The 26,403-nt window shown below is 39.6% G+C and carries 16 protein-coding genes, 16 tRNA genes and 3 rRNA genes; 6 read left to right on the top strand and 29 right to left on the bottom strand.

From position 1 onward, the window contains the following. Positions 1–114: 114 nt before the first annotated feature. Entirely contained in the window at positions 115–846 is a 732-nt protein-coding gene (locus tag IGJ66_RS04145) for a class I SAM-dependent methyltransferase (RefSeq protein ID WP_071869047.1), read from the bottom strand. A gap of 95 nt (positions 847–941) precedes the next feature. Continuing rightward, positions 942–3,617 (bottom strand): cation-translocating P-type ATPase, encoded by a 2,676-nt coding sequence (locus tag IGJ66_RS04140; RefSeq protein ID WP_430616853.1) that lies wholly within the window; start codon positions 3,615–3,617, stop codon positions 942–944. Positions 3,618–3,966: 349 nt separating this feature from the next. Here IGJ66_RS04140 and cls point away from each other — a divergent pair, with 349 nt between their 5' ends. Further along, positions 3,967–5,418 carry a cardiolipin synthase gene (gene cls, locus IGJ66_RS04135; protein WP_430616852.1) on the top strand — a complete coding sequence of 484 codons (1,452 nt, stop codon included), beginning with the start codon at positions 3,967–3,969 and terminating at the stop codon, positions 5,416–5,418. Between the two features lie 108 nt (positions 5,419–5,526). On the opposite strand, the gene IGJ66_RS04130 is transcribed toward cls, so the two are convergent. The 3 genes from IGJ66_RS04130 to IGJ66_RS04120 all read right to left on the bottom strand — a co-directional run bounded on the left by IGJ66_RS04130 (position 5,527) and on the right by IGJ66_RS04120 (position 8,987). Then, on the bottom strand, positions 5,527–5,967 hold the full coding sequence (locus tag IGJ66_RS04130; protein WP_067484785.1) for a universal stress protein: 441 nt from the start codon (positions 5,965–5,967) through the stop codon (positions 5,527–5,529). A gap of 66 nt (positions 5,968–6,033) precedes the next feature. Continuing rightward, a complete protein-coding gene (locus IGJ66_RS04125; RefSeq protein WP_430616851.1) occupies positions 6,034–7,440 on the bottom strand; it encodes a C69 family dipeptidase in 1,407 nt (468 codons plus the stop codon). 152 nt (positions 7,441–7,592) lie between these two features. Beyond that, positions 7,593–8,987: a glycoside hydrolase family 1 protein gene (locus IGJ66_RS04120; protein ID WP_067484779.1), complete on the bottom strand. Its 1,395-nt coding sequence runs from the start codon at positions 8,985–8,987 to the stop codon at positions 7,593–7,595. 150 nt (positions 8,988–9,137) lie between these two features. Here IGJ66_RS04120 and celB point away from each other — a divergent pair, with 150 nt between their 5' ends. From celB to IGJ66_RS04100, 4 genes are all read left to right on the top strand, one after another. Further along, on the top strand, positions 9,138–10,406 hold the full coding sequence (celB, locus tag IGJ66_RS04115; RefSeq protein ID WP_430616850.1) for a PTS cellobiose transporter subunit IIC: 1,269 nt from the start codon (positions 9,138–9,140) through the stop codon (positions 10,404–10,406). 126 nt (positions 10,407–10,532) lie between these two features. Continuing rightward, the gene (locus tag IGJ66_RS04110) at positions 10,533–11,252 is read left to right on the top strand and encodes a GntR family transcriptional regulator (protein ID WP_218658139.1); all 720 of its coding nucleotides are present in this window, start codon (positions 10,533–10,535) and stop codon (positions 11,250–11,252) included. Between the two features lie 131 nt (positions 11,253–11,383). Then, entirely contained in the window at positions 11,384–12,355 is a 972-nt protein-coding gene (locus IGJ66_RS04105; protein ID WP_430616849.1) for a ring-cleaving dioxygenase, read from the top strand. Positions 12,356–12,385: 30 nt separating this feature from the next. Continuing rightward, on the top strand, positions 12,386–12,985 hold the full coding sequence (locus IGJ66_RS04100) for an alpha/beta hydrolase (RefSeq protein WP_095803507.1): 600 nt from the start codon (positions 12,386–12,388) through the stop codon (positions 12,983–12,985). A gap of 208 nt (positions 12,986–13,193) precedes the next feature. On the opposite strand, the gene IGJ66_RS04095 is transcribed toward IGJ66_RS04100, so the two are convergent. The 24 genes from IGJ66_RS04095 to IGJ66_RS03980 all read right to left on the bottom strand — a co-directional run bounded on the left by IGJ66_RS04095 (position 13,194) and on the right by IGJ66_RS03980 (position 25,062). After that, positions 13,194–13,277 (bottom strand) — tRNA-Leu (locus IGJ66_RS04095). Between the two features lie 25 nt (positions 13,278–13,302). Beyond that, a tRNA-Gln gene (locus tag IGJ66_RS04090) sits at positions 13,303–13,374 on the bottom strand. Positions 13,375–13,383: 9 nt separating this feature from the next. Continuing rightward, a tRNA-His gene (locus IGJ66_RS04085) sits at positions 13,384–13,456 on the bottom strand. A gap of 59 nt (positions 13,457–13,515) precedes the next feature. Next, positions 13,516–13,600, bottom strand: a tRNA-Leu gene (locus IGJ66_RS04080). 19 nt (positions 13,601–13,619) lie between these two features. Beyond that, positions 13,620–13,690 (bottom strand) — tRNA-Cys (locus IGJ66_RS04075). A gap of 34 nt (positions 13,691–13,724) precedes the next feature. Further along, positions 13,725–13,796, bottom strand: a tRNA-Gln gene (locus tag IGJ66_RS04070). A gap of 10 nt (positions 13,797–13,806) precedes the next feature. Then, positions 13,807–13,879, bottom strand: a tRNA-His gene (locus IGJ66_RS04065). 2 nt (positions 13,880–13,881) lie between these two features. Then, a tRNA-Trp gene (locus tag IGJ66_RS04060) sits at positions 13,882–13,955 on the bottom strand. 10 nt (positions 13,956–13,965) lie between these two features. Next, positions 13,966–14,046: transfer RNA gene (locus tag IGJ66_RS04055), tRNA-Tyr, on the bottom strand. 1 nt (position 14,047) lies between these two features. Beyond that, positions 14,048–14,123, bottom strand: a tRNA-Phe gene (locus IGJ66_RS04050). Between the two features lie 32 nt (positions 14,124–14,155). Further along, positions 14,156–14,228, bottom strand: a tRNA-Asp gene (locus IGJ66_RS04045). 9 nt (positions 14,229–14,237) lie between these two features. Next, a tRNA-Val gene (locus tag IGJ66_RS04040) sits at positions 14,238–14,310 on the bottom strand. A 13-nt stretch (positions 14,311–14,323) separates the two neighbouring features. Then, positions 14,324–14,395: transfer RNA gene (locus IGJ66_RS04035), tRNA-Glu, on the bottom strand. Positions 14,396–14,409: 14 nt separating this feature from the next. Next, positions 14,410–14,498 (bottom strand) — tRNA-Ser (locus tag IGJ66_RS04030). Positions 14,499–14,538: 40 nt separating this feature from the next. Beyond that, positions 14,539–14,612 (bottom strand) — tRNA-Asn (locus tag IGJ66_RS04025). Between the two features lie 9 nt (positions 14,613–14,621). Beyond that, positions 14,622–14,737: ribosomal RNA gene (gene rrf, locus IGJ66_RS04020) — 5S ribosomal RNA — on the bottom strand. Positions 14,738–14,829: 92 nt separating this feature from the next. Further along, positions 14,830–17,743 (bottom strand): 23S ribosomal RNA (locus IGJ66_RS04015). A 173-nt stretch (positions 17,744–17,916) separates the two neighbouring features. Continuing rightward, positions 17,917–17,989, bottom strand: a tRNA-Ala gene (locus IGJ66_RS04010). A gap of 83 nt (positions 17,990–18,072) precedes the next feature. Then, positions 18,073–19,633: ribosomal RNA gene (locus tag IGJ66_RS04005) — 16S ribosomal RNA — on the bottom strand. The 16S, 23S and 5S rRNA genes sit together here with 16 tRNA genes alongside, the layout of an rRNA operon. A gap of 650 nt (positions 19,634–20,283) precedes the next feature. Further along, positions 20,284–21,789: a HAMP domain-containing sensor histidine kinase gene (locus IGJ66_RS04000; protein ID WP_067484140.1), complete on the bottom strand. Its 1,506-nt coding sequence runs from the start codon at positions 21,787–21,789 to the stop codon at positions 20,284–20,286. Next, positions 21,786–22,472: a response regulator transcription factor gene (locus IGJ66_RS03995; RefSeq protein ID WP_002290973.1), complete on the bottom strand. Its 687-nt coding sequence runs from the start codon at positions 22,470–22,472 to the stop codon at positions 21,786–21,788. Before IGJ66_RS03995 ends, IGJ66_RS04000 begins: the two co-directional genes overlap by 4 nt. 191 nt (positions 22,473–22,663) lie before the next feature. Further along, the gene (gene gndA, locus IGJ66_RS03990) at positions 22,664–24,085 is read right to left on the bottom strand and encodes an NADP-dependent phosphogluconate dehydrogenase (RefSeq protein ID WP_067484139.1); all 1,422 of its coding nucleotides are present in this window, start codon (positions 24,083–24,085) and stop codon (positions 22,664–22,666) included. Between the two features lie 167 nt (positions 24,086–24,252). Next, complete coding sequence (rpmF, locus tag IGJ66_RS03985; protein ID WP_067484136.1) at positions 24,253–24,432, bottom strand: 50S ribosomal protein L32; 180 nt, start codon at positions 24,430–24,432, stop codon at positions 24,253–24,255. A 69-nt stretch (positions 24,433–24,501) separates the two neighbouring features. After that, a complete protein-coding gene (locus tag IGJ66_RS03980; RefSeq protein ID WP_067484133.1) occupies positions 24,502–25,062 on the bottom strand; it encodes a YceD family protein in 561 nt (186 codons plus the stop codon). A 405-nt stretch (positions 25,063–25,467) separates the two neighbouring features. Here IGJ66_RS03980 and IGJ66_RS03975 point away from each other — a divergent pair, with 405 nt between their 5' ends. Beyond that, the gene (locus IGJ66_RS03975) at positions 25,468–26,373 is read left to right on the top strand and encodes a LysR substrate-binding domain-containing protein (RefSeq protein ID WP_071869305.1); all 906 of its coding nucleotides are present in this window, start codon (positions 25,468–25,470) and stop codon (positions 26,371–26,373) included. Positions 26,374–26,403: the final 30 nt, after the last annotated feature.

Genomic DNA, 26,403 nt, shown 5'->3' with positions numbered 1-26,403 from the left:
AAAAAATTGGTACGGGGCAGTTTTGTATTCAATCATGCGGATACGCTAAAATAATCAATTATCTTTTATTCTGATTACAAAAAGTACTATTCATTCTCACTAAGTTTTTGAGGACTAATCCCGTATCTGCCACAGAAGCACGCGATACGTTACTGTCGTTGTACTGATTTGTTCAGCTTTTTGGCTAAATAACTGTGAGATTTTTTTTTTCAGCTCAGCTGTCATCTCTGCTTCATAATATTCAGTTAACAGCTCTCGTGAAATCGTCTCTTTGATCTGATAAGTAAAATCTTTTTTCTTAACTGGAATTTCTTTACTCTGTAAAAATTTTTCTATTTGGTTACTAATGAAGGGTGTGGTGTTTGGATCTCTCACTGCTATACCTAATTCGTCATCTATAACTGTGAAAAGATCATCTTCTGATTGGATTACTCGTACCATGACACACCATTTTTTCGCTTTCTTCATTAGTTTTTCAACTTGTGTTGTTTGAGTAAAAGCTGGATTTGCCGCTGAAAAAATCACCTCGTACTGCTCTTTAGAATCTAAAAACTTAGCAAAAGTTTGTTTCTTGAACACCACATTTTCTGCTCCAGAACGTTTTGCCTTTTGTTGCGCGTATCGTAACATTGACGCTGAAAAATCAATTAACTCATACTTAGCAACCTGTTCAGCAAGTAATGGTAGATAACGACCTGATCCACCGGCAACATCTGCTAGTGATTCTGCGGGCAGTACAGATTCCTTGTATAAAAAGTCTACGATGTCCGCAACGATTGGCACTTGTGACTCTTCTTGAACTGCGTAGTATTCTTCTGCAAATTCGTCCCATGCTTCTTCATTCATTTCTTTCACCCTTAATTTCAAAAAAGAAGTATGCCAATCACTTAGCACACTTCTTTTTGTTTTTCTAGCTAACTACTCTATGACTAATCACTTGTTTATTCTTTTTCTTTTCCATTTTGAACATGAACAATAATTAGTTTTGTGATTTCCATTAAAAGAATGGTTACAAAAGCAATCCCTAAACAAATCAAGATTTCTGATACGCCAAAAGCTGTTGGAATAGAAAAGACTTCTTTTAGTCCCGGGATCATTGTTAAGCCAAACAAAGCACTACATACAACTACTGCAATCAAGACAACTTTATTGGCAAAGAAGCCTGCTTGAATTGCTGTTTGCGTATTTGAACGTGCAGGGAATGTTTGTAACGTACGACACCAAATCAATGTTGTAAATGACATTGCTACACCAAATTCAGGTGAATGCTGCATCCCTAACCATTGTGCAAAGATAACCGCAATCCCAATCAAGATCCCACGATAAGTCACTGAAACCAATGTTCTACCTGTAAAGATCCCTGTATTTGGATCTCTCGGCGGGCGACTCATGGTTGCAGGTTCTGCTTTTTCTGTTCCTAAAGCAATTGCAGGTAAAGAGTCATTTACTAAGTTGATGAAGAGCAGCTGCAATGCTGTGAATGGATTTGACCAGTCAGCAACCAATGCAAAGATGATTGCAATGATGGCACCTAAGTTTCCAGCAAATAGATAAGCAACAGCTTTTTTGATATTATCAAACACATTACGTCCAACTTCTACTGCACTAACAATTGAAGCAAAGTTATCATCTGTTAAGACCATTGCCGCTGCATCTTTGGCAACATCCGTACCAGTTCCCATAGCAATCCCAATGTCTGCTTGTTTCAATGCAGGAGCATCGTTGACACCATCACCAGTCATTGCAGAAATATGCCCCTTCGCTTGCCAAGCGCGAACAATTCGAATTTTATTTTCAGGAGAAACACGTGCGTAAACGGTCACGTTTTCTAAGATATTCATCAACTCATCTTCTGATAAAGCATCTAGTTCTGTACCAGTTAATGCTTGGTTTCCTTCTTCAAAAATACCGATTTCTTTTGCAATTGCAACAGCTGTTGTTTTATGGTCCCCAGTAATCATCACTGTTTTGATTCCCGCGCTACGAGCTTCTTCAACAGCTTGTGTTACTTCTTCTCTTGGAGGATCAATCATTGCTAAGATTCCGACTAAAATCAGATCATTTTCATCATCAAAAGTTAAGTCTAAGTTATCGATTGGACGATAAGCGAAAGCCAACACACGTAAAGCACGATTAGAAAAGGCTTCGTTTTGATTTTGGAAATTGGTCATCAATTCATCTGTCATTGGTACAACTTCACCATTCAACAAGACTTTTTTACTACGGTTAAAGACGATGTCTGGTCCACCTTTAACCAACAAATATTTTTCATTGTCAAATGTATGTGCAGTTGACATCAATTTACGATCTGAATCAAATGGCAGTTCTGCTTCACGAGGAAAGTTTGAACGGATTTCTTGATAAGGTTGATTTAATTTTTCACTAAAATCAATAAAAGCAACCTCAGTTGGATCACCTAGTTTTGTTCCGTCTTCACTGATTGACGCATCGTTTGCTAATACAGAGATTTCAATCAAGCGACGTTCATCATCAGACCATTTTTCTGGATTGTCTGTAAAGTCTCCGGAATTGCCATTTGCCAAGTAATAATCAACAACCGTCATTTTATTTTGAGTCAAAGTACCTGTTTTATCGGTACAGATAATACTTGTCGAACCTAATGTTTCTACTGCCGGTAACTTACGAATAATCGCATGACGTTTGGCCATCTTATTTGTTCCTAAAGATAACACGATTGTAACGATTGACTGCAACGCTTCTGGAATCGCAGCAACAGCAACGGCAACAGCAAACATCACCGCATTAACAATATCAGCAGTTAGGTCACCTGTACCTTCACCAAGGAAAATACGTAATAACTGGATGCCTAAAATCAGCAATGATAAAGCAAGAATTGCTAAACTTAACTTCTTACTAAATTTATCTAATCCACGTTGTAATGGCGTTGCTTGCTCTGTTGTACTTTCCAACAAACCAGCAACTTGACCAATCTCAGTGTTATTTGCAGTTGAAGTAACTAAGAATTTACCACGACCATATGTCACAATGGTTCCACTAAAAACCATATTTACACGATCACCAACTGGAACAGTATTTGTAATTTCAACAACTTCTTTTTCAGCTGCAGTCGATTCACCTGTCAACATACCTTCATCTACTTGTAATGAGCCAGCTTCTAATAAACGACCGTCAGCTGGAACGTAATCTCCTGCTTCCAGTAATACTAAATCGCCAACTACTAATTCTTTTGCTGGCACTGTTTTCTCTTTGCCATCACGAATGACGCGAGCGTCGGGTGCTGAAAGATTTTTTAATGCTTCTAATGAACCTTCTGCTTTTTTCGCTTGGACCACACTGATAACCGAGTTAAGCATCAATACCGCAAAAATAACGAAGAACTCAACATATTCGCCCATGATCATTTGAATAAGCGCAACAATCAGTAACACAATTACCATCGCATCTTTAAATGTTTCTAAGAACAACTTCCAAGTCGGCTTTTTCGGTGCTTCTTTCAATTGATTTAGTCCGTCTTTTTCCAGTTTTTCTTTTGCAAGCGTCGTGCTCAAACCATTATTTGAGCTGTTTGTTTGCTGCATCAACGAATCAATTGGTTCTTGATAAATCACTCGTTGTGCTTGTTCTTTGTTTTCCAAATTTCATCCCCCATTTAATCTTTTTGCTCCTAGTATTATTTGACTGAAAAAAAAGAGACCCAAGACAAATCAACATTTGTCTTAGGTCTCACCATTTCATACAATACCAGAAAACCAATTGGTTAACTTACTGTTGATATTATCGCAACGATTTGTTGCCGGTTACTCCCCTAAGGAGATATTCAACTGTACTAATATCCTATCGTATTAAATGACAAAAAGCAACTATTTTATTCAGTTTATTCAACTAATTCACTAGGTTTTCGTTGATTGAAGGCAGTTCTCCCACATAGGTTTATTTTTCGACTCATGTTATACTAACACTATTGAAATAAAGGAGGATAATTATTTGGTAGGATTTATTGTTTCAGCAATTTATTTAATTAATGCCGTTTTTGCATTGATAACTATTTTAATCAAGCCACGTGATGTCGCAGCAATTTGGGCTTGGCTACTTGTTCTGTTTGCATTACCTATTGTTGGATTTGTTCTGTATTTATTTTTTGGACGCGGTTTAACAGACAAGAAAAAATTCTATTTACGACAAAGCGACTTAAAGGAACTAGAGAATTTTCAAAATTTTCGTGATGATACCATCGAGCACTATGATTCTCAAACAAATGAAATCGAAAAACAAACCTATGTTGACTTTTTCTCATCCTTGAATCAGATGCCTTTAACTCGAAAAAACGGACTTACATTACTCACTGATGGACAAGAAAAGCTAACCTCTTTACTAAAAGATATTGAAGAAGCCCAACATTCTATCCACATTGAGTATTATGCATTTGTAACTGATGAGATTGGCAATCAGATTTTGCGTTTATTAGAAAAAAAAGCAGCGCAAGGAGTTCAAGTTCGCCTACTTTATGATGCGTTTGGCTCACACGGTACAAAAGCAAAAGATTTTAACCAACTAATCGCTAATGGTGGAGAAGCTCAAACCTTTCTAACTTCTCAAGAAGCCCTGCTTCGTTTTCGTTTAAATTACCATGACCATCGAAAAATCGTCGTAATCGATGGAAAAATTGGGTATACTGGTGGCTTCAACATTGCCGATCAGTATGTCTACACAACCAAGAAATTTGGTTATTGGCGCGATACTCATATTCGAATTTTCGGTGCTGCTGCTTCACTGCTTCAACTTCGCTTTTTAATGGACTGGAACGTTTCCGTTTCAGAAGAAAGAAAAGTTGGCTATCATTTGGATTATTTCTTTAAGAAAGTTGACGAAAATAATGAACAACATGGTAACGCTGACATTCAATTAGTTTCAAGTGGCCCAAATAATGAACGCGAACAAATCAAGTTAGCTTTTATCAAACTGATTACTTCAGCCAAAAAACGAATTTGGATTCAAACACCTTATCTCGTTCTTGATGAGAGTGTGATTGCTGCATTAAAAATTGCTGCTGCTTCAGGTGTCCATGTTAAAATCATGATTCCAAATAAACCCGATCATCCATTCATTTACCGTGCTACACAATATTATGCACGACAATTGATTAAGGAAAACATTGAAATTCTAGTTTATGAAGCTGGTTTTTTACACGCAAAAACATTGATTATGGACGATGAAATCTGCATGGTTGGTTCCGCCAACCAAGACATCCGTAGCTATCGTTTAAACTTTGAAACCAGTGCAGTCATTTATGATCATAAATTTTTAGAGCAACTTTCGAACAAGTTTCTTGAAGATGAAGAAAACTGTTCTGCTATGACAACAGAGACAGTCAAAGAAATGTCGACTTGGCTGTTATTCAAACAACAAATTTCCCGACTACTATCACCAATTTTATAAAAACGACGAAATAAAAAAAGCAATCCAACAAATTGACGTATCTTATTGTGAAGCCACTAATTGGCTCACCTTCGTCACTTGTTGTTGATTGCTTTTTTTACTCTTTATTTATTTTACTACTAACACATTGCATGACGCATGGTTCACCACGTATGCAGTAGTCGAGCCTACCAAAACACGTTCCACTGCATTTAACCCAGTTGACCCCATAATAATCAAGTCGATTGGTTCCTTTGACTCATTGAAGTTAGCAATAAGTGTCTTAGGATAGCCATAAAGGATATACGTTTCAATATCTGTCCACCCTTTTTCAATTGCTAAATTTCGATGAGCTTTCATTTGATTTTCTGCTACTTCATCGAGCTCTGCTTGTAAATTAGTTGTTACAAACGCAAAATCACCAAAATAATTCCCTGTTACTTCATTAACATATAAGATGTGCAAAGTTGCTTGGTTTCGTTTTGCAATCGCAATGGCTTCAAGAAATGCCTTTTCTGCTTTTTCTGAGCCATCAATTGCAACTAAAATATTTTGATATGTGTCCGTCATTGTAAACGCCTCCTTTTTCTTTAGTTTATCACTGTTTTTTTCTAGGGACAACCAATGTGGTCCTATTTAATCACCTAAATCAAAACGCAAAGTCATTTGTGTTGCTCCCTTTTCAACCATTTGACCTAGCAACGCAACCGTTCGATTGTAGCATTCTTCCGCAAGTTGTTGGTTGATTTTTTCTAAATAGTCGGTGCTAAAATTCTTTGTTGCTTGTGCATCAGCTAGCAACTGTTTATTTCTAAAAGAAGCCATACTTTCTTGTTCATAGTCAGCATAAATATCCGTAAAGCGGTCATAATCATAATCCCCAATCAATGCTGCCATGCAGAATAACCAATACGGATGATTAAAATCAAAACTAGTCGACGTGTCAGAATAACGTGCAGGTGTTTGTTCAACATTGGTATAAAAAGGAACCAGCACATTAAATGTATTAGGCCCAAATGCTAGCCATTGAATACCGGAGATTGATTTAGGAACATCATTTCGCAATTGTAAAATATGACATTGAATATTGCGATTGATGCCAATTGGACGGAAGCTTTTCTTTTGGTGATCTGTTCCCACGCCGTACGCATCAAATACAGTATCTTGATAATGTGAACTCAAAACAAATTTAATCTCCTCAACTGATATTTTTCGATTTGCATAGCAAATGAACGGCAAATCATCATCCATTGGATCTTGCACGATTTCTGGAGTGAAATATTTTTGGCCATACCAAGCACGTGGATTATTATAATGATGATCTTTGATTGTGGCACTCCCAAAAATGTGGCGCAAATTAAGTGCTTCCTCTGGATTAGGATTCAAGTGATTGTTTTCGATTAATTCAACTAAATCTTCAGAGCACATTGTATTTTCTGAATCAACCTCAAAAGTATCAATATTCATTCGGTTTGGTGCAATGACATACGCTTCATCAGGAATCTTGATTGCTGCCCAATGATGCCCGCCGATTGTTTCAAAGTACCAGATTTCGTCATTATCTGAAAACGCAAGGGCATTAGGCTCGTAAGTTCCATATTCTTCTAATAACTGACCTAGTCGTGTAACTCCTTCGCGGGCACTGGAGATATAAGGTAAGACAATCGTTAATAGATCTTCTTCACCAATTCCATTTTCTACATATGGATCAACACCTAAAATTCGTGAATTCGAAGTAATTGTTTCCGTTGCTGTCATCGCTACATTTGCTTGATTGATTCCTGCTTCACCCCAAATTCCGATTGAATCATCTGCATTTGGTGTGGCTGTGTATCGCAAAGGATTTTCAGGTAAGGGAATTGATACATGACTAATCTTAGACTCATAAATTTTAGGTTGAGATTCCGGTTGAACAACGATAAAACGTTTAGGTTCGATTGCTTTCTCACTGTCTTCATTTCGAGCAATCATTGTTGAACCATCGATGCTCGCCTTTTTACCAACTAAAATTGTTGTACATGAACTTTTTACTTTATTTCGCATGTTCTCCACTTCTTTCTCATTCGCTCTACTATTAGTCTACTGCGAATATTCCCAGAAGTGAAATGATACCCTAGCAAAAAATTAAACTGGAGGAAAATTTTGACATTTCCTCCAGCCTTTCACATTCATAATTTACTTCATTGCTTGGTTAATCAATCAAATCCATGATCATCAGCTACTTGTTTAAACCAATGACCAGATTTCTTGATGGTACGCGCCCCTTCTTTATCTAAATCAACAGAAATGAAGCCGTAACGATTCTTATATGCATTTGTCCATGACCAATTATCCATGCACGTCCACATATGATAGCCGACACAATTTGCTCCTTCTTCAATTGCTTGATGAACATATTTCAAATGATCTTTAACAAATTTGATACGATAATCATCTTCAATTATACCAAACTCATTAACAAATCGTTCTTCTCCTTCGACGCCCATACCGTTTTCTGAAATGAAACATTTGATATTACCATAGTTTTCTCGCGTATTCGTTAAAATATCATAGATTCCCTTTTCGTAAATTTCCCAACCACGATAGGGATTCATTTTTCTACCTGGCATTTCATAATTATCAAAGAAGTCTTCTGGCATTGGTGATACTACATTGACCAACGGTGTTTCTTTTGCTTTGATCCGTCGTGGTTGATAATAATTGATTCCTAACAAATCAACAGTATTGTCTTTTATCAATGTTAGATCCCCTGGAACAATTTCGGGAAGCAAGTTTAATTCTTTAATAATTGTAACTAGATCTTCTGGAAATTCTCCTTTGACAGCCGGATCCAAAAAGGAACGATTAAAAAACGCATCCGCAATTTTTGCTGCTTTGACATCTTCTGGATTAGCATTATCCTTTGGATAGCTTGGTGTCAAGTTTAAAATAATCCCGATTTCTCCTGATTGATTCAGTTGATGATAAGCTTGAATTGCCTTAGCACTCGCAATATTTTCATGATAACCAACTTGAATTGCTTCCTTCAAATTAATATGGTTTGGAAAATGAAACTGATACAAATACCCTCCCTCAACAGGTACGATTGGTTCATTATGCGTAAACCAGATTTTAACAATATCTCCAAATAGCTCAAAACAGGTTTTAGCATAGTTCGCATATGCATCCACTGTTTCTCGATTGAGCCAACCACCTTTTTCTTGCAAAGCTAAGGGCATATCAAAATGATATAAGTTTACAAATGGTTCAATACCATTTTCTCGTAATCCCTGAAAATATTCTCGATAAAAAGTGACCGCAGTTTGATTAATCTCTCCTGTTCCCTTTGGAATTAATCGACTCCATTGAATAGATGTTCTAAATGAATTATGGCCTGTTTCTTTCATCAATTGGATGTCTTCTTTGTATTTTGTATAAACCTGTGATGTTTTATCTGGGCCAACCTCATTAAAAAATTTTTCTGGTTCCTTTGTATACCAATAATCCCAAATGTTTTCACCTTTGCCGTCTCCAGCAATGCGTCCTTCTGTTTGTGGGCCGCTTGCAGCAGATCCCCACCAAAAGTTATTTGGAAAGTTATATTTTTTCATTTTAAAGGTCCTCGCTTTTTAGTTGATAACGCTATCTTATCTGAGGAATAAATAAAAATCAACACTTTTTATATAAATGACTAGACATTTATATAAATCGATGCTATATTTTGTTTGTAATCGATTGCAAAAAACTCAGAGGTGAAAAATATGAATGGATTTATGGACAAACTTTCCGAAAAAATCATGCCCTTAGCCAATCTCTTAGGGCAAAATCGTTACTTGACCGTTTTACGTGATGCTTTCATGCTTTCTTTTCCATTAACAATGTTTGGTTCAATTGTTGTAGTTATCAATAATCTTCCATTTTTCAATGATGCGACCAAAGGAACTTTATCTACTCTCTTTGGAAATGGACAAAATGCAACAATGAGTATCATGTCAGTATTTGTTACTTTTGGTATTGGCTATTATTTATCTAAATCTTATGACGTTGAAGGTATTTTTGGTGGAGCTGTTTCTTTTGCTAGCTTTTTGATTCTTACTCCGTTTGTTATGACTACAGCTGGTGGCGAGGAAGTTTCCGGTGTACTTACACTTGATCGACTTGGCGCCAAAGGAATGTTTATTGGCATGATTGCTGCCTTCTTAGCAGCGGAAATCTATTGTCGTATTACAAAACGTGGCTGGCAAATCAAAATGCCTGATGGTGTGCCACCTGCAGTTACGAAATCTTTTGCTGCTTTGATTCCTGCTGTTGTAACATTAACAGTCTTTTTATTTATCAACGCACTTGTGACTGGTATGTTCAATACTAACTTACACGATGTTGTTTACGAAGTAATCCAAAAACCTTTAACAGGACTTGGTAGTAGCTTGCCAGCAACTTTACTCGCTTTATTTTTTGTTCAATTTTTATGGTTCTTCGGGCTTCATGGACAAATCATCGTCAACTCAGTAATGGATCCAATTTGGAATACTTTAATGTTAGATAACTTAGAAGCTTATCAAGCTGGTAAAGAACTTCCACACATTATTACAAAACCTTTTATGGAAACATTTACTGTTGGACTTGGTGGATCTGGAATGACTTTGGCCGTAGTTTTGATTATGGCTTTCTTCTTAAAGAAAAAACAGTACCGTGACGTTGGCCGACTTGCCCTTGCACCTGGTATTTTTAATGTCAATGAACCAGCTATTTTTGGCTTACCAATTGTTTTGAATGCAACAATTTTAATACCTTGGGTGATTGCACCACTTGTTGTGACCACATTGAACTATTTAGTAATGGCAGCTGGAATCGTTCCTCCTCCAACCGGTGTTTCTGTGCCATGGACTGTCCCAATCGTCGCTAGTGGTATTCTTGCAACTAATTCATGGTTGGGTGGTCTTTTACAAGTGATTGATTTCATTATTGTTGGACTAATTTGGTATCCGTTCCTGAAAGTTTTAGATAAACAACCCGTGACTGATATTTAAAACAACAAAATTAAGACCAAAGCATTGGATAGTGTCTAATGGATTTGGTCTTTTTCTTTTCACTTCTTTCTTCTAGTAGTTGTCCGTTGTTCCAACTTTCGCTATACTCAAAGAGAGGTGAATGTCGTGCCAAAATATGAAGATATAGCGAACACATTAAGAGATCGTATTCGCTCAAAAAAATACCCACCAGATAGTTTTTTACCAAATCAAACTGACCTAGTCAAAGAATTTGATGCTAGTCGTATGACAATCAAAAAAGCAATCAATATTCTCGCAATGGAAGGTCTCGTCTATTCCCAGAGAGGTTCTGGAACAAAAGTTTTGAACCATCCTTTTTTCAAAAAAGATACTTCTCCAGCCAATGAATACGAGGGGCTTAGTCATCAGATGGCGCGACGTCAGCAGTCATTAGCTAGTCAAGTTATCCAGTTCGACGTTGAATTTCCAAATGAACAAATACAAGAACATTTAATGATTCAGCCTGAACAACCTGTCTACAATATTCAACGATTACGAATTTTAGAAAATGAACCATATATATTAGAGCATACCTATATGCCTATCCATCTGGTTCCTGGTTTAAAACAAGAGCATTTGCTATCTTCTATCTATGATTATTTACATCAGTCGTTAAATATTTTCTTTGCTGGTGCCTACCGAACAATTTCTGCAGATAAAAGCACAGAATTTGATCAAAAATACTTGAATTGTTCTGCAACTGATCCTATTTTAGAAGTTCAACAAATTGTTTACTTAAAAGATGGTCAACCAATTGAATATTCAACAAGTCGTAATCGTTTTGATGTACGTAGCTATTCGATCTTAGATGTTCAATCAAACTAAAAACGGACCCAAGCTGGGTACCGTTTTTTTTCTTTTGCTAAAAGGACAGAATAATTGCATTATCTGCAGATTCTTACTATACTAGTGAAAATCAAACTTACTTTTTGTAAGTGTTTCTTGGAGGAACAATTATGGACACACAAATTAGAGGCTTACATCATGTTACAGCTATGACTTCCAGCGCAACCAAAATTTATCGTTTTTTTACTGATGTTTTGGGCTTGCGTTTGGCAAAGAAAACAGTTAATCAAGATGATATCGAGACGTATCATTTATATTTTACCGATGAAAATGGCGCACCTGGAACAGACATGACTTTTTTTGATTTTCCTTATCAATCTAAAGGTTCTAAAGGAACAAATAGTATTTCTCGCGTTTCTTTCCGTGTTTCTGACGACTCTGCCTTAAATTTTTGGCATGAACGTTTATCAGAGTATCAAGTTGCTCATTCAGATATTAAGGAACGTTTTGGTAAAAAATATTTAGAATTCGAAGACTTTGATAATCAATCCTATCAATTGATTTCAGATCAACAAAATCATGGAGTTGCTGCTGGTGTGCCTTGGACAAAAAGCAATGTCCCTACTCAATTTGCACTTATCGGACTTGGACCAGTTTTTGTTCGAGTCAGCCGACTAGAAAATATTGAGCAAATTCTCAAAACATTACTTGGATTTCATGAAACTGCTAAAGAAGGAAATTTCCATCAATTTGAAGTTGGCGAAGGAGGAAACGGCGCAACCATTATTGTTGAAGTTCGTAATGATTTACCTGATGCAATCGAAGGTTTTGGAAATATTCATCACCTTGCACTCCGAATTGCTGATAAGCAAGCTTTGCGCTACTGGATTCAACAAATTCAGCAAGTAGAATTGCCTGATTCTGGTTTTATTGATCGTTTTTATTTTCAATCTGAATATTTTTTAGCCTCTTCACATGTGCTTTTTGAATTGGCAACAGACGGTCCTGGTTTCTTTGAAGATGAAGAGAAAAATCATGCAGGGGAAAAGCTTTCTTTACCACCTGCTTTTGAAGAAAAACGTTTGGCCATCGAAGAGATCGTTAGACCTTTTGATACTAGCGATGCGAACATGCAACGTTAACAAAAATAATAACAACTCGAGGTGAGCAATATGAACTACATTTTTGAACAAGGAACAAAAAATGCAGCAAAATTTATTTTACTGCATGGTACAGGCGGAGATGAACATTCTTTACTCGAACTTGCGAGATTTATTGATCCAGATAGCTCAGTTTTATCGTTTCGCGGAAATATCCAAGAAAATGGAATGAACCGTTTCTTTAAGCGACATGGACTCAACCAATTCGATCTCAAAAATTTAGAAGAAGAAACAGATAACTTATTAAAGCAAATTAAAGAAATTAGTGTAGAAAAAAATATTCTGTTAGAAGACTGGATACTACTTGGTTACTCTAACGGAGCAAACATTGCTGCGCACCTATTACTAGAAAGAGAACACGGACTATCTAAGGGAATCTTTTTTCATCCTATGTCACTGGGTGTAAAGAATCACTCGATTGACGGTAAAGATAAAACAGTCTGGCTTTCTTATGGCAATGGGGATCCAATCGTTTCGAAAGAATCTTTTGATGAACTAGCTAATGCTTTTGAAAGTAACGGTAGCCTCACTTATGTCTATTCTTCAAATCAAGGTCATGAGTTAACAATGGCAGAACTAGAATCAGCTAAAGCATGGGTAAATAACTTATAATGCAAAAAAGAGACTGGCAACACTAAAGATACAGTTGTTCTTAACGAATCCTTCAATTAAAAAAACCTAAAATCCGCGTTTTCAAAAACGAATTTTAGGCTTTTTTTAGGATAATTTTGTCCTAGATGTCTTTATTTCATTAAATATAATAAATAAATATTTTCTATAAAAAAACACCAACATATTTTTTATGTTGGTGTTTCATTGATACCGGCGGCCGGGGTCGAACCGGCACGACCTCGCGGTCACTGGATTTTGAGTCCAGCGCGTCTGCCAATTCCGCCACGCCGGCATATTAAAACTTATTTTAAAATGAACTGGGGTAGCTGGATTCGAACCAACGCATGAGGGAGTCAAAGTCCCTTGCCTTACCGCTTGGCTATACCCCAATAAAAAAGGGCGAATGATGGGAATCGAACCCACGAGTGCCGGAGCCACAATCCGGTGCGTTAACCACTTCGCCACATCCGCCATCATACATATGTTATTTAATTCCCCAGTAAAAAACTAAGATGAAAACATCTTAGTAATACCGGCGGCCGGGGTCGAACCGGCACGCCCTCAACGGGCACTGGATTTTGAGTCCAGCGCGTCTGCCAATTCCGCCACGCCGGCATTTCGATAAATTGTACTAAGGCGGTAACCGGATTTGAACCGGTGATGAAGGTTTTGCAGACCTCTGCCTTACCACTTGGCTATACCGCCATTATACGATTATCAATCTATAAAATTTATAGAACTGGGGTAGCTGGATTCGAACCAACGCATGAGGGAGTCAAAGTCCCTTGCCTTACCGCTTGGCTATACCCCAATAAAAAAAGGGCGAATGATGGGAATCGAACCCACGAGTGCCGGAGCCACAATCCGGTGCGTTAACCACTTCGCCACATCCGCCATGGCAGGGGTAGCAGGAATTGAACCCACACTAACGGTTTTGGAGACCGCTGTTCTACCTTTAAACTATACCCCTATTAATAAAATGGAGGAGAGTGGATTCGAACCACTGAACCCTAAGGAACGGATTTACAGTCCGTCGCGTTTAGCCACTTCGCTACTCCTCCATGGTGGCGCGGGACAGAATCGAACTGCCGACACACGGAGCTTCAATCCGTTGCTCTACCAACTGAGCTACCGCGCCATATGAAATTACATCAATTGAATAAATAATGACGGTCCCGACGGGAATCGAACCCGCGATCTCCTGCGTGACAGGCAGGCATGTTAACCCCTACACCACGGAACCAGTTCATTATGGAGGTTAACGGGATCGAACCGCTGACCCTCTGCTTGTAAGGCAGATGCTCTCCCAGCTGAGCTAAACCTCCAAATTCAATTGTATGACCCGTACGGGATTCGAACCCGTGTTACCGCCGTGAAAGGGCGGTGTCTTAACCGCTTGACCAACGGGCCAGATATATTACTAACGGAGAGTAAGGGATTCGAACCCTTGAGACAGCGTTCACCATCTACATGATTTCCAATCATGCTCCTTCGGCCTCTCGGACAACTCTCCAGAGTGAAAGAAGCTCATTACTCTTTTCTCAAATTGAGAACTCCGGCAGTAGGACTCGAACCTACGACATCATGATTAACAGTCATGCGCTACTACCAACTGAGCTATGCCGGAATAACACCAGCGTGGCGACGTCCTACTCTCACAAGGGGCAACCCCTCACTACAATCGGCGCTAAGAAGCTTAACTTCTGTGTTCGGCATGGTTACAGGTGTATCCTTCTCGCTATCGCCACCACACTGTGGTGTTATCTTATTGAGTTTGCTTTTGCTCACTCAAAACTGGATTTGAAGTAATCTCAACTCTACCGAGTTTTTTTCTTTTACCATTCTTGGTTAAGTCCTCGATCGATTAGTATCAGTCCGCTCCATACATCACTGTACTTCCACTTCTGACCTATCTACCTGATCATCTCTCAGGGATCTTACTTTCTTAAAGAAATGGGAAATCTCATCTTGAGGTGGGCTTCACACTTAGATGCTTTCAGCGTTTATCCCTTCCCTACATAGCTACCCAGCAATGCCCTTGGCAGAACAACTGGTACACCAGCGGTAAGTCCATCCCGGTCCTCTCGTACTAAGGACAGCTCCTCTCAAATTTCCAACGCCCGCGACGGATAGGGACCGAACTGTCTCACGACGTTCTGAACCCAGCTCGCGTGCCGCTTTAATGGGCGAACAGCCCAACCCTTGGGACCGACTACAGCCCCAGGATGCGACGAGCCGACATCGAGGTGCCAAACCTCCCCGTCGATGTGGACTCTTGGGGGAGATAAGCCTGTTATCCCCAGGGTAGCTTTTATCCGTTGAGCGATGGCCCTTCCATGCGGAACCACCGGATCACTAAGCCCGACTTTCGTCCCTGCTCGACTTGTTGGTCTCGCAGTCAAGCTCCCTTCTGCCTTTACACTCTTCGAATGATTTCCAACCATTCTGAGGGAACCTTTGGGCGCCTCCGTTACCTTTTAGGAGGCGACCGCCCCAGTCAAACTGCCCATCTGACACTGTCTCCCACCACGATTAGTGGTGCGGGTTAGAGTGGCCATAACGCAGGGGTAGTATCCCACCAGCGCCTCCATCGAAACTAGCGTTCCGATTTCTACGGCTCCTACCTATCCTGTACATGCGGTACAGACACTCAATATCAAACTACAGTAAAGCTCCATGGGGTCTTTCCGTCCTGTCGCGGGTAACCTGCATCTTCACAGGTACTAAAATTTCACCGAGTCTCTCGTTGAGACAGTGCCCAAATCGTTACGCCTTTCGTGCGGGTCGGAACTTACCCGACAAGGAATTTCGCTACCTTAGGACCGTTATAGTTACGGCCGCCGTTTACTGGGGCTTCAATTCGTACCTTCGCTTACGCTAAGCACTCCTCTTAACCTTCCAGCACCGGGCAGGCGTCAGCCCCTATACTTCATCTTACGATTTTGCAGAGACCTGTGTTTTTGATAAACAGTCGCTTGGGCCTATTCACTGCGGCTGATCTGACGATCAGCACCCCTTCTCCCGAAGTTACGGGGTCATTTTGCCGAGTTCCTTAACGAGAGTTCTCTCGCTCACCTTAGGATTCTCTCCTCGACTACCTGTGTCGGTTTGCGGTACGGGCCATTGTTTTCTCACTAGAAGCTTTTCTTGGCAGTGTGACATCAGGAACTTCGGTACTATTATTTCCCTCCCCATCACAGCTTGTCCTTAAAAGATTAAGCATTTGACTCAACCTAAGACTTACTGCTTGGACAGACATTTCCAATCGTCTGCATTCCTTAGCCTCCTGCGTCCCTCCATTGCTCAAACAAAAACAACGGGTACAGGAATATCAACCTGTTATCCATCGCCTACGCCTTTCGGCCTCGGCTTAGGTCCCGACTAACCCTGGGCGGACGAGCCTTCCCCAGGAAACCTTAGTCATTCGGTGGACAGGATTCTCACCTGTCTTTCGCTACTCATACCGGCATTCTCACTTCTAAGCGCTCCAGCAGTCCTCACGATCTACCTTCAACGCCCTTAGAACGCTCTCCTACCATAACACCATAGGTGTTATCCACAGCTTCGGTAATATGTTTAGCCCCGGTACATTTTCGGCGCAGGGTCACTCGACTAGTGAGCTATTACGCACTCTTTAAATGGTGGCTGCTTCTGAGCCAACATCCTAGTTGTCTGTGCAACCCCACATCCTTTTCCACTTAACATATATTTTGGGACCTTAGCTGGTGGTCTGGGCTGTTTCCCTTTCGACTATGGATCTTATCACTCACAGTCTGACTCCCGGATATGAATGAATGGCATTCGGAGTTTATCTGAATTCGGTAACCCGAGATGGGCCCCTAGTCCAAACAGTGCTCTACCTCCATCATTCTCAATTCCGAGGCTAGCCCTAAAGCTATTTCGGAGAGAACCAGCTATCTCCAAGTTCGTTTGGAATTTCTCCGCTACCCACACCTCATCCCCGCACTTTTCAACGTACGTGGGTTCGGTCCTCCAGTGCGTTTTACCGCACCTTCAACCTGGACATGGGTAGATCACATGGTTTCGGGTCTACGACTACATACTCAAACGCCCTATTCAGACTCGCTTTCGCTACGGCTCCGTCTCTTCGACTTAACCTCGCATGCAATCGTAACTCGCCGGTTCATTCTACAAAAGGCACGCCATCACCCATTAACGGGCTTTGACTTGTTGTAGGCACACGGTTTCAGGTTCTATTTCACTCCCCTTCCGGGGTGCTTTTCACCTTTCCCTCACGGTACTGGTTCACTATCGGTCACTAGGGAGTATTTAGCCTTGGGAGATGGTCCTCCCGGATTCCGACGGAATTCCTCGTGTTCCGCCGTACTCAGGATCCTCCTAGGTGTCTTCCAAATTTCATCTACGGGGTTTTTACCCTCTTTGACTGACTTTTCCAAGTCATTCGATTATCTGAAAAAACTACCATATCGGAGTCCTACAACCCCAACAAGCAAGCTTGTTGGTTTGGGCTTTTCCCGTTTCGCTCGCCGCTACTCAGGGAATCGAATTTTCTTTCTCTTCCTGCAGGTACTTAGATGTTTCAGTTCTCTGCGTCTACCTCAAATATGCTATGTATTCACATATTTGTAACATCCTATAAAAGATGCTGGGTTCCCCCATTCGGAAATCTCTGGATCATAGCTTACGTACAGCTCCCCAAAGCATATCGGTGTTAGTCCCGTCCTTCATCGGCTCCTAGTGCCAAGGCATCCACCGTGCGCCCTTATTCACTTAACCTTATCAACCTTACGGTTGGGTTTTGACATCATTTCTAGCGATAGAAACTAGTCAAGAAAAATAAGCAATTGAACTTATTAAAAAACTCATTCAACGCGGTGTTCTCGGTTTGTTTTGATCTTACTTCAAATATCCAGTTTTCAATGAACAAAGTTAACAACAAATGTTGTTAATGGAGCCTAGCGGGATCGAACCGCTGACCTCCTGCGTGCAAAGCAGGCGCTCTCCCAGCTGAGCTAAGGCCCCGTATTTAAATGAAGAGAGTAAACCTCTCAAAACTGAACAAAGTAATGATGACAAACGTGTGTAGTCTCCGTAATATTCCTTAGAAAGGAGGTGATCCAGCCGCACCTTCCGATACGGCTACCTTGTTACGACTTCACCCCAATCATCTATCCCACCTTAGGCGGCTGGCTCCAAAAAGGTTACCTCACCGACTTCGGGTGTTACAAACTTTCGTGGTGTGACGGGCGGTGTGTACAAGGCCCGGGAACGTATTCACCGCGGCGTGCTGATCCGCGATTACTAGCGATTCCGGCTTCATGTAGGCGAGTTGCAGCCTACAATCCGAACTGAGAGAAGCTTTAAGAGATTAGCTTAGCCTCGCGACTTCGCGACTCGTTGTACTTCCCATTGTAGCACGTGTGTAGCCCAGGTCATAAGGGGCATGATGATTTGACGTCATCCCCACCTTCCTCCGGTTTGTCACCGGCAGTCTTGCTAGAGTGCCCAACTAAATGATGGCAACTAACAATAAGGGTTGCGCTCGTTGCGGGACTTAACCCAACATCTCACGACACGAGCTGACGACAACCATGCACCACCTGTCACTTTGCCCCCGAAGGGGAAGCTCTATCTCTAGAGTGGTCAAAGGATGTCAAGACCTGGTAAGGTTCTTCGCGTTGCTTCGAATTAAACCACATGCTCCACCGCTTGTGCGGGCCCCCGTCAATTCCTTTGAGTTTCAACCTTGCGGTCGTACTCCCCAGGCGGAGTGCTTAATGCGTTAGCTGCAGCACTGAAGGGCGGAAACCCTCCAACACTTAGCACTCATCGTTTACGGCGTGGACTACCAGGGTATCTAATCCTGTTTGCTCCCCACGCTTTCGAGCCTCAGCGTCAGTTACAGACCAGAGAGTCGCCTTCGCCACTGGTGTTCCTCCATATATCTACGCATTTCACCGCTACACATGGAATTCCACTCTCCTCTTCTGCACTCAAGTCTCCCAGTTTCCAATGACCCTCCCCGGTTGAGCCGGGGGCTTTCACATCAGACTTAAGAAACCGCCTGCGCTCGCTTTACGCCCAATAAATCCGGACAACGCTTGCCACCTACGTATTACCGCGGCTGCTGGCACGTAGTTAGCCGTGGCTTTCTGGTTAGATACCGTCAAGGGATGAACAGTTACTCTCATCCTTGTTCTTCTCTAACAACAGAGTTTTACGATCCGAAAACCTTCTTCACTCACGCGGCGTTGCTCGGTCAGACTTTCGTCCATTGCCGAAGATTCCCTACTGCTGCCTCCCGTAGGAGTTTGGGCCGTGTCTCAGTCCCAATGTGGCCGATCACCCTCTCAGGTCGGCTATGCATCGTGGCCTTGGTGAGCCGTTACCTCACCAACTAGCTAATGCACCGCGGGTCCATCCATCAGCGACACCCGAAAGCGCCTTTCAAATCAAAACCATGCGGTTTCGATTGTTATACGGTATTAGCACCTGTTTCCAAGTGTTATCCCCTTCTGATGGGCAGGTTACCCACGTGTTACTCACCCGTTCGCCACTCCTTTTCTTTCGGTGGAGCAAGCTCCGGTGAAAGAAAAAGCGTACGACTTGCATGTATTAGGCACGCCGCCAGCGTTCGTCCTGAGCCAGGATCAAACTCTCATAATAAAAGTTAGAACAATCTTTCGATTGTTAAGCTCAATTTGTTTGCTAGCATATTGCTTGCTGTTTAAAAATGTTTGTTGTCTTGAATTGAATCAAGACGCCCTACACATTTGGTTTGTCTTACTTTGTTCAGTTTTCAAAGGTCTATTCTTTTTTGTTTTAACAACTTTTATATCTTAACAGATTCTTTAGAAGTTGTCAACACTTTTTGTTTTTTAATTTTCCGCCGCTTTTTTTACGACTTGATAAGTTTATCATTCAGTTTGTTATTTGTCAACAATTTTTTTATTGAAATATCAAACTTTTGAAAGCTTATTACTTAAGCGACTTTGTTATTCTAACATGTCATTCTTTATTCGTCAACACTATTTTTTAAAGAAATTAATGTTGTTAGTAAGTAAAGAATTATTAGAGAACAAATAATAATATAGCAATCTATTTCTTAAATTGCAACAGAAATAATTACTTTTTTGAATAATATTTTTAAAAACGAATATTCAAAAAAAATGTTTCTTTTTTGTTCTATTTTTCCTGCTATTTTCTTGCTAAGTTTTACAAATTACTGCTTATAGTTCGTCCATCAAATACTTGTGTTCCCCCGCCTTGTAGCTATTTTCTATAAAAAAGGAAAAGACAAGCAAAACGAAATCGTTTTACTTGTCTTCAGATTTTACTATTGGGATGAATATTCGAAAAATCGTTCCTTGACCAACAACACTTTCAGCGATAATTCGCCCCTTATAACTTTCAACTAATTGCTTAGCGATAGACAGGCCGAGACCATTTCCACCTTTTGTGCGAGCTCTAGCTTTATCAACTCGATAAAACCGATTAAAGATTTTCTTCAAGTCTTCTTGTGGAATCCCCTCACCAAAATCTTGAATCGCAATCTCAAATTCACTTAACGTAGAAGAAATCGAAATATGCACTTCTTTTCTCGTCGTAGAGTATTTAACCGCATTATCAAGAATAATAATGATTAATTGTTCAAAATGATTACGGTAGATTTGCAAGATTACTTCTTTAGATAAATCATCATCCAAAGTGATTACATAGTCTGGATATAAGATCTTAAAGTTATTGTAAACTTGATAGGTAACTTCTTTTCCTTTTGTTGTTTCATTACCATAATGAATATCAACTTGTTCCGCCCTCGAAAGATCTAGCATTTCTTGAACAAGACTTTTCATACGGCTAATTTCTTGCATACTTGCGCTAAGAGACTCCTCTAAGATTTCAGGGTCATCTTTTCCCCAGCGGTTTAGCAAACTCAAATGACCTTCAATGATTGCTACTGGTGTTCGTAATTCATGGGACACGTCTTGAACAAATTGTTCTTGTTGCTCCATGTATAATCGCATCCGATCAAGCATTTCATTAAAGATCTCAGCTAAATCTGCTAATTCATCATTTGTATCAATTTCAGGCATATGAATATCTGACTGTGGATCTTTTCGGATAGTATCCATCGTATCTCGCAGAACTTTTAACGGCTTCAGGAAATAAGAAGATAGGAAAAACCCTAAGATACTACTTAGAATCAATGAAACGACTTCTAAAATAATCAGTGTTAACAATAATTTATTGCGTATATCATAAAAAGAGGACAGCTCATAGAAAGTTTGCGCATACCCAATTTTTTCACGGGTTCCTTTAGAATAGATTGGTTGAATAGATAAAAATCCTGTTCTCCCATCAATCGTAACGATCGTTGGAACTTTTCTGGTTGTTTGTAACAATGATTGACTATGCTGCTGCGTTTTAAATATCAGCTTTTCTTCTAAATTGTAGACGAATAAATCCAATGATGACTGACCAAGTTCTGCAATGAAGGAATCAATTTTCATTAAGTTCCCTTCGATATTCGTCGTTTGGTCGTCAATATTACTATCATTTGTAGTTGTATTAGTCAAATTTCGGTACGTATTGACTAAAGTCAGCTCTTCATCTGAGTTAGCTAACCGAGAGGCCACTTGTGAAATCGTTCGTTCCACATTGTTTCGTTCTTTAGCAACAATCAGATTGATTGAAGACTTATAAGTAATAACCGCAAAAATAGTAAAAACAACAAATATAAAGAAAGAACTTGCAAAGGCCCACTTGATAGTCAAGGAGGGACCTTTCAGTTCTCTTTTTTCCGATTTTTTCGGTTTGATCACGAGCGCATCACATAACCTGTTCCGCGGACAGTTTGGATATAGCTTTCCTCCCCAGGAACATCAATCTTATTGCGCAAGTAACGAATATATACATCGACAACATTCGTTTCGACTTCTGTTTCATAACCCCAAACTTTGTTTAATAGAACATCACGGGCTAATACTACATTGACGTTTTCCATCAACGTCAATAATAGCTCATACTCACGTTTGGTTAATTCAATTACTTCGTTTCCACGGCGTACCACACGATTTTCTTTTTCAATTGTTAGGTCGCGATAAGTAATTGTTGTTTGTTTTGCTACGTTTTTATCACCTTCGATATCAATTCGACGTAACAAAGCTCGCAAGCGGGCTAATAATTCTTCAATTGCAAATGGCTTAACAATGTAGTCATCTGCTCCATGGTCTAAACCTGATACGCGGTCAATCACTGAATCCCTAGCAGTCATCATGATGATTGGTGTGTTTTTTACTTGACGGACACGTCGACAAACTTCTAATCCATTTAACTCTGGTAACATCAAATCTAGTAAAATGGCATCCCATTCATTATTTAAAGCAGCGTCTAATCCTGTGCGGCCATTATAATGAACTTCAGCATTGTACCCTTCGTGCTTTAATTCCAACTCGACAAAGCGAGCTAAGTTCTTTTCATCTTCAATGATTAGAATATTACTCATCTATTATTTTATCCTTTCCCTCTACGCGATTTCTACAAACTCTATCATTATACCGATATTCTACTTAAAAATCTATAGTCATTCTATCATGAATAAACAATTTTAAAAAGAGCCGAAGTCTATTCGTAACAAATGACTTCAGCTCTATCATGATTTATCTAAATTTTCAGTTTTGCAAAGTCAAGAACTACTTACTCTTCATGATACCAAGAGTAGTGGAAGATTCCTTCTTTGTCCACACGTTCATAAGTGTGTGCACCAAAATAATCACGTTGTGCTTGAATAATGTTTGCTGGCAAGCGTTCTGCTCTATAAGAGTCAAAGTAAGAAATTGCTGAAGAGAACGTTGGCACCGGTACACCAGCTTGAACGGCTAAAGCAACTACATCTCTCACTGATTGTTGATATTTCTTTGTGATTTCAACAAAGTAATCATCTAACAATAAGTTTTCGATGTCTGGGTCTTTATCATATGCATCTGTGATCTTTTGTAAGAAACGAGCACGGATGATACATCCTGCACGCCAGATTTTAGCAATTTCGCCAAATGGCAAGTCCCAATCGTATTCTTTTGAAGCTACTCGTAGTTGTGCAAAGCCTTGAGCATAGCTCATAATTTTGCTAAAGTACAATGCTTCACGGATTTTCTCAACCAATTCTTTTTTGTCACCAGTATATTCAAAATTATTTGGATTTGACAAAATTTTACTTGCTTGGACACGTTCGTCTTTATAAGCAGAGATATAACGAGCAAATACAGATTCTGTGATCAATGGAAGTGGCACACCTAAGTCTAAAGCACTTTGACTTGTCCATTTACCAGTTCCTTTATTGCCAGCTGCATCAAGAATGACATCAACAATCGGTTTGCCTGTGCCTTCATCGTCTTTACGAGTCAAAATGTCAGCAGTGATCTCGATTAAGTAGCTATCAAGTTCCCCTTGATTCCATTCTTTGAAGATCTCAGCCATTTCATCAACTGATAGCCCAAGAATATTCTTCATTAAGTCATAAGACTCCGCAATCAATTGCATATCTCCATACTCAATTCCATTGTGAACCATTTTTACATAATGACCTGCACCATTTGGCCCAATATAAGTTACACATGGTGCGCCATCTTCTGCTTTAGCAGAAATTTGTTCTAAAATCGGTGCCACTAATTCGTAGGCTTCTTTTTGCCCACCAGGCATGATAGAAGGGCCTTTTAGCGCGCCTTCTTCTCCACCTGAAACACCAGTACCAATAAAGTTGATTCCAGAGTTTGCTAATTCTTCATTGCGACGAATTGTATCTTTGAAGAATGTATTTCCGCCATCGATCAAAATATCGCCTTTATCTAAATGAGGTAATAATTCTTGAATCGTTGCATCAGTAGCTGGTCCTGCTTTAACCATCAAAAGAATACGACGTGGTTTTTCAATTGAAGCAACAAAGTCTTCCATTGTATAAGTTGCTTTAAAGTTTTTATCTGGATGTTCTTCTACTACTTCTGTTGTTTTTGAACCAGTACGGTTAAATAGAGCGACTGAATAACCGCGGCTTTCAATATTTAAGGCTAAGTTTTTGCCCATAACGGCCATACCGACAACGCCGATTTGTTGTTTCGTCATATGAACTCCTCCTACATTTGGGGTTAATCCCCTAATCTCTCTCATTATAGCCTAACATTGGTGCAATGCAAACCAATGTGCAAAATATTTTGGCGATTCCGAGAAAAAAATAAACCCCAAGGCTCCATGGTTAGCCTTGAGGTTTTACATTTTCTAATTAAAATGTATTAAGCTTCTTTAGACATTACGTCCTTACCATCATAGTAACCACAATTTGTACATACGTGATGGCTTTTTTTCATTTCACCACAGTTAGGACATTCGTTTAAACCTTTGATTGTCAATTTGTAGTGTGTACGACGTTTTGCTTTTTTAGCTTTTGATGTTCTTCTAGCTGGTACTGCCATTTTGCTACACCTCCTTGTAAAGTCTTGCATCCATTTAGATACAATATATTCCAATCTTACTCGTTATCTTTATTCCTTTGATTCATCATCAAAAAATTCCGATAGTTTTGCAAGACGAGGATCTACTTTTGTCTCAGCTTCTTCCACTTTTCTGCGCTCATGTTCTGCTTCAGAAATAACTTCCCAATCTGCCCCTTTAGGTAGGTTGGTTTCGTCTGCTTCCTCTGCTTCAGTAAGCACACGCATTGGAATTGCCAATAAAATATTATCTTCGATTGACTCTGTCAAATCAAGCTGTGTGCCCTCAATCAACAAAATCTCATCAGCAGATAATTGTTCGTCTCGACTTTGATACTGTTCTACTGTCATGAATAATTCATCAACCGGAAAATCCATCACTAACTCAACAGGTTCAAGTGAACGTGTTGATGGGACAGTCAGAGTCGTTTGCACAGTGTAATGAACGATATAGCCTTTTTTATCAACGGAAACAAATCCTTCAACAGCCACTGGTGCAACATCGAGTATTAAATTATCGCGTTTCATTAAACCTGATTTTAAATCAAGTGTTTCATGAAATACTAATGGTGTCTCTTGATATTTTCGTAATTCTAGTAAAGACCATTTCATTTTTCATCACTCCTAAGCAACAAAAGCAATTATACAGGGCAAAAACGTCCTTGTCAATGAAATTTTCTTGACACCTTACAGTTCATAAAAAAACAGTACATTATTTGGAAAATCAGTTTTCTTTTTTCACTTTCCCAACAAAATTTTCCTTTTCTTTTTGGCTAAAGTTCGATTAAGACGTCTTTTAACAAATTGATTTCTTTTCTCAAAAATTTTTTTGGAATTTTTTCTGTTCAATCGAAATAACAAGTAATCGGTTACTGATTTCGCAAAATTTTTCAAATGTATCCATCTAAACGTTTCCTGCTAGCTTCGCAAAAGACTTCGTTGAACTTTCAGTTGCTATCAAGAAACGAATCCATTACAATAACTATTATTTATATGGATAAAGAGAGGAGCTAACACATGAACACACGAGATATTGAATACTATGTTCAATTAGTCAAACTAAAAAACTTTACAAAAGTTGCTAATCTATTTCATGTTAGCCAACCCACAATTACTTATGCTGTCCAACGGCTTGAAAAAGAATTAAACGCTGTTCTCATCGTCCGAGATCGCTCGCACAATGAACTATTGATCACACCAGCTGGTCACCAACTGTTTATCCACGCACAGTCCATTCTTCAAGAAATCACTCGTGCAAAAGCTGAGATTCAACAACTACAAACAAAAAAAATTCGTCTTGGCATGCCACCAATCATTGGAAATGAATATTTTCCAAAATTATCCGGTTACTTCATTAGGCAAAAGTTGATGAATCAATTAGAAATCATTGATGGTGGTTCCCGCGACTTGTACGGAATGATTCATCAAGGTCAAATTGATTTAGCTTTACTTGGTTCAACTCAGCCAATTGTTGATCAGTCCTTAGAGACACAGTTGCTCTTAGACAAACGGTTTATGATTGTTGTCTCACCAGAACATCCACTTGCCCAAAAAGAAGCTGTTTCGTTCAAAGAATTGATCAGCGAAGAATTTGTTTTATTGAACGAGCATTACGTCCATCCTACTGCTTTTTCAAAATTAGCAAAACAAGCACACATCGAACCAAAAATTGTGTATCAAAGCAATGATTTATCCATTTTAAAAAGTATGATTCGCGAACAAGTTGGTATAGGTTTTTTAACAGAAATTGCGATTCATCCAGAAGACCAGTTAGTTGTACTTCCACTAACTGACACTGTACAGCCACGCTTTCTGATTTCACTTGTCACGCGCACACAGCAATTGCCAACTGATTTACAGCAACAAGTTGTCCGCGTCATTAATGAATTTATTCAGACACAAAAAAACAGCCCCTCAGATTGAGGAGCTGCTTTTTTTATACTATCTAGCAAA

It is taken from the genome of Enterococcus sp. DIV0176, from assembly GCF_050528535.1.
Taxonomy (GTDB): domain Bacteria; phylum Bacillota; class Bacilli; order Lactobacillales; family Enterococcaceae; genus Enterococcus_B; species Enterococcus_B thailandicus.
The sequence above is the reverse complement of the archived record's forward strand: the minus strand, read 5'-3'. Positions and strand labels throughout refer to the sequence as shown.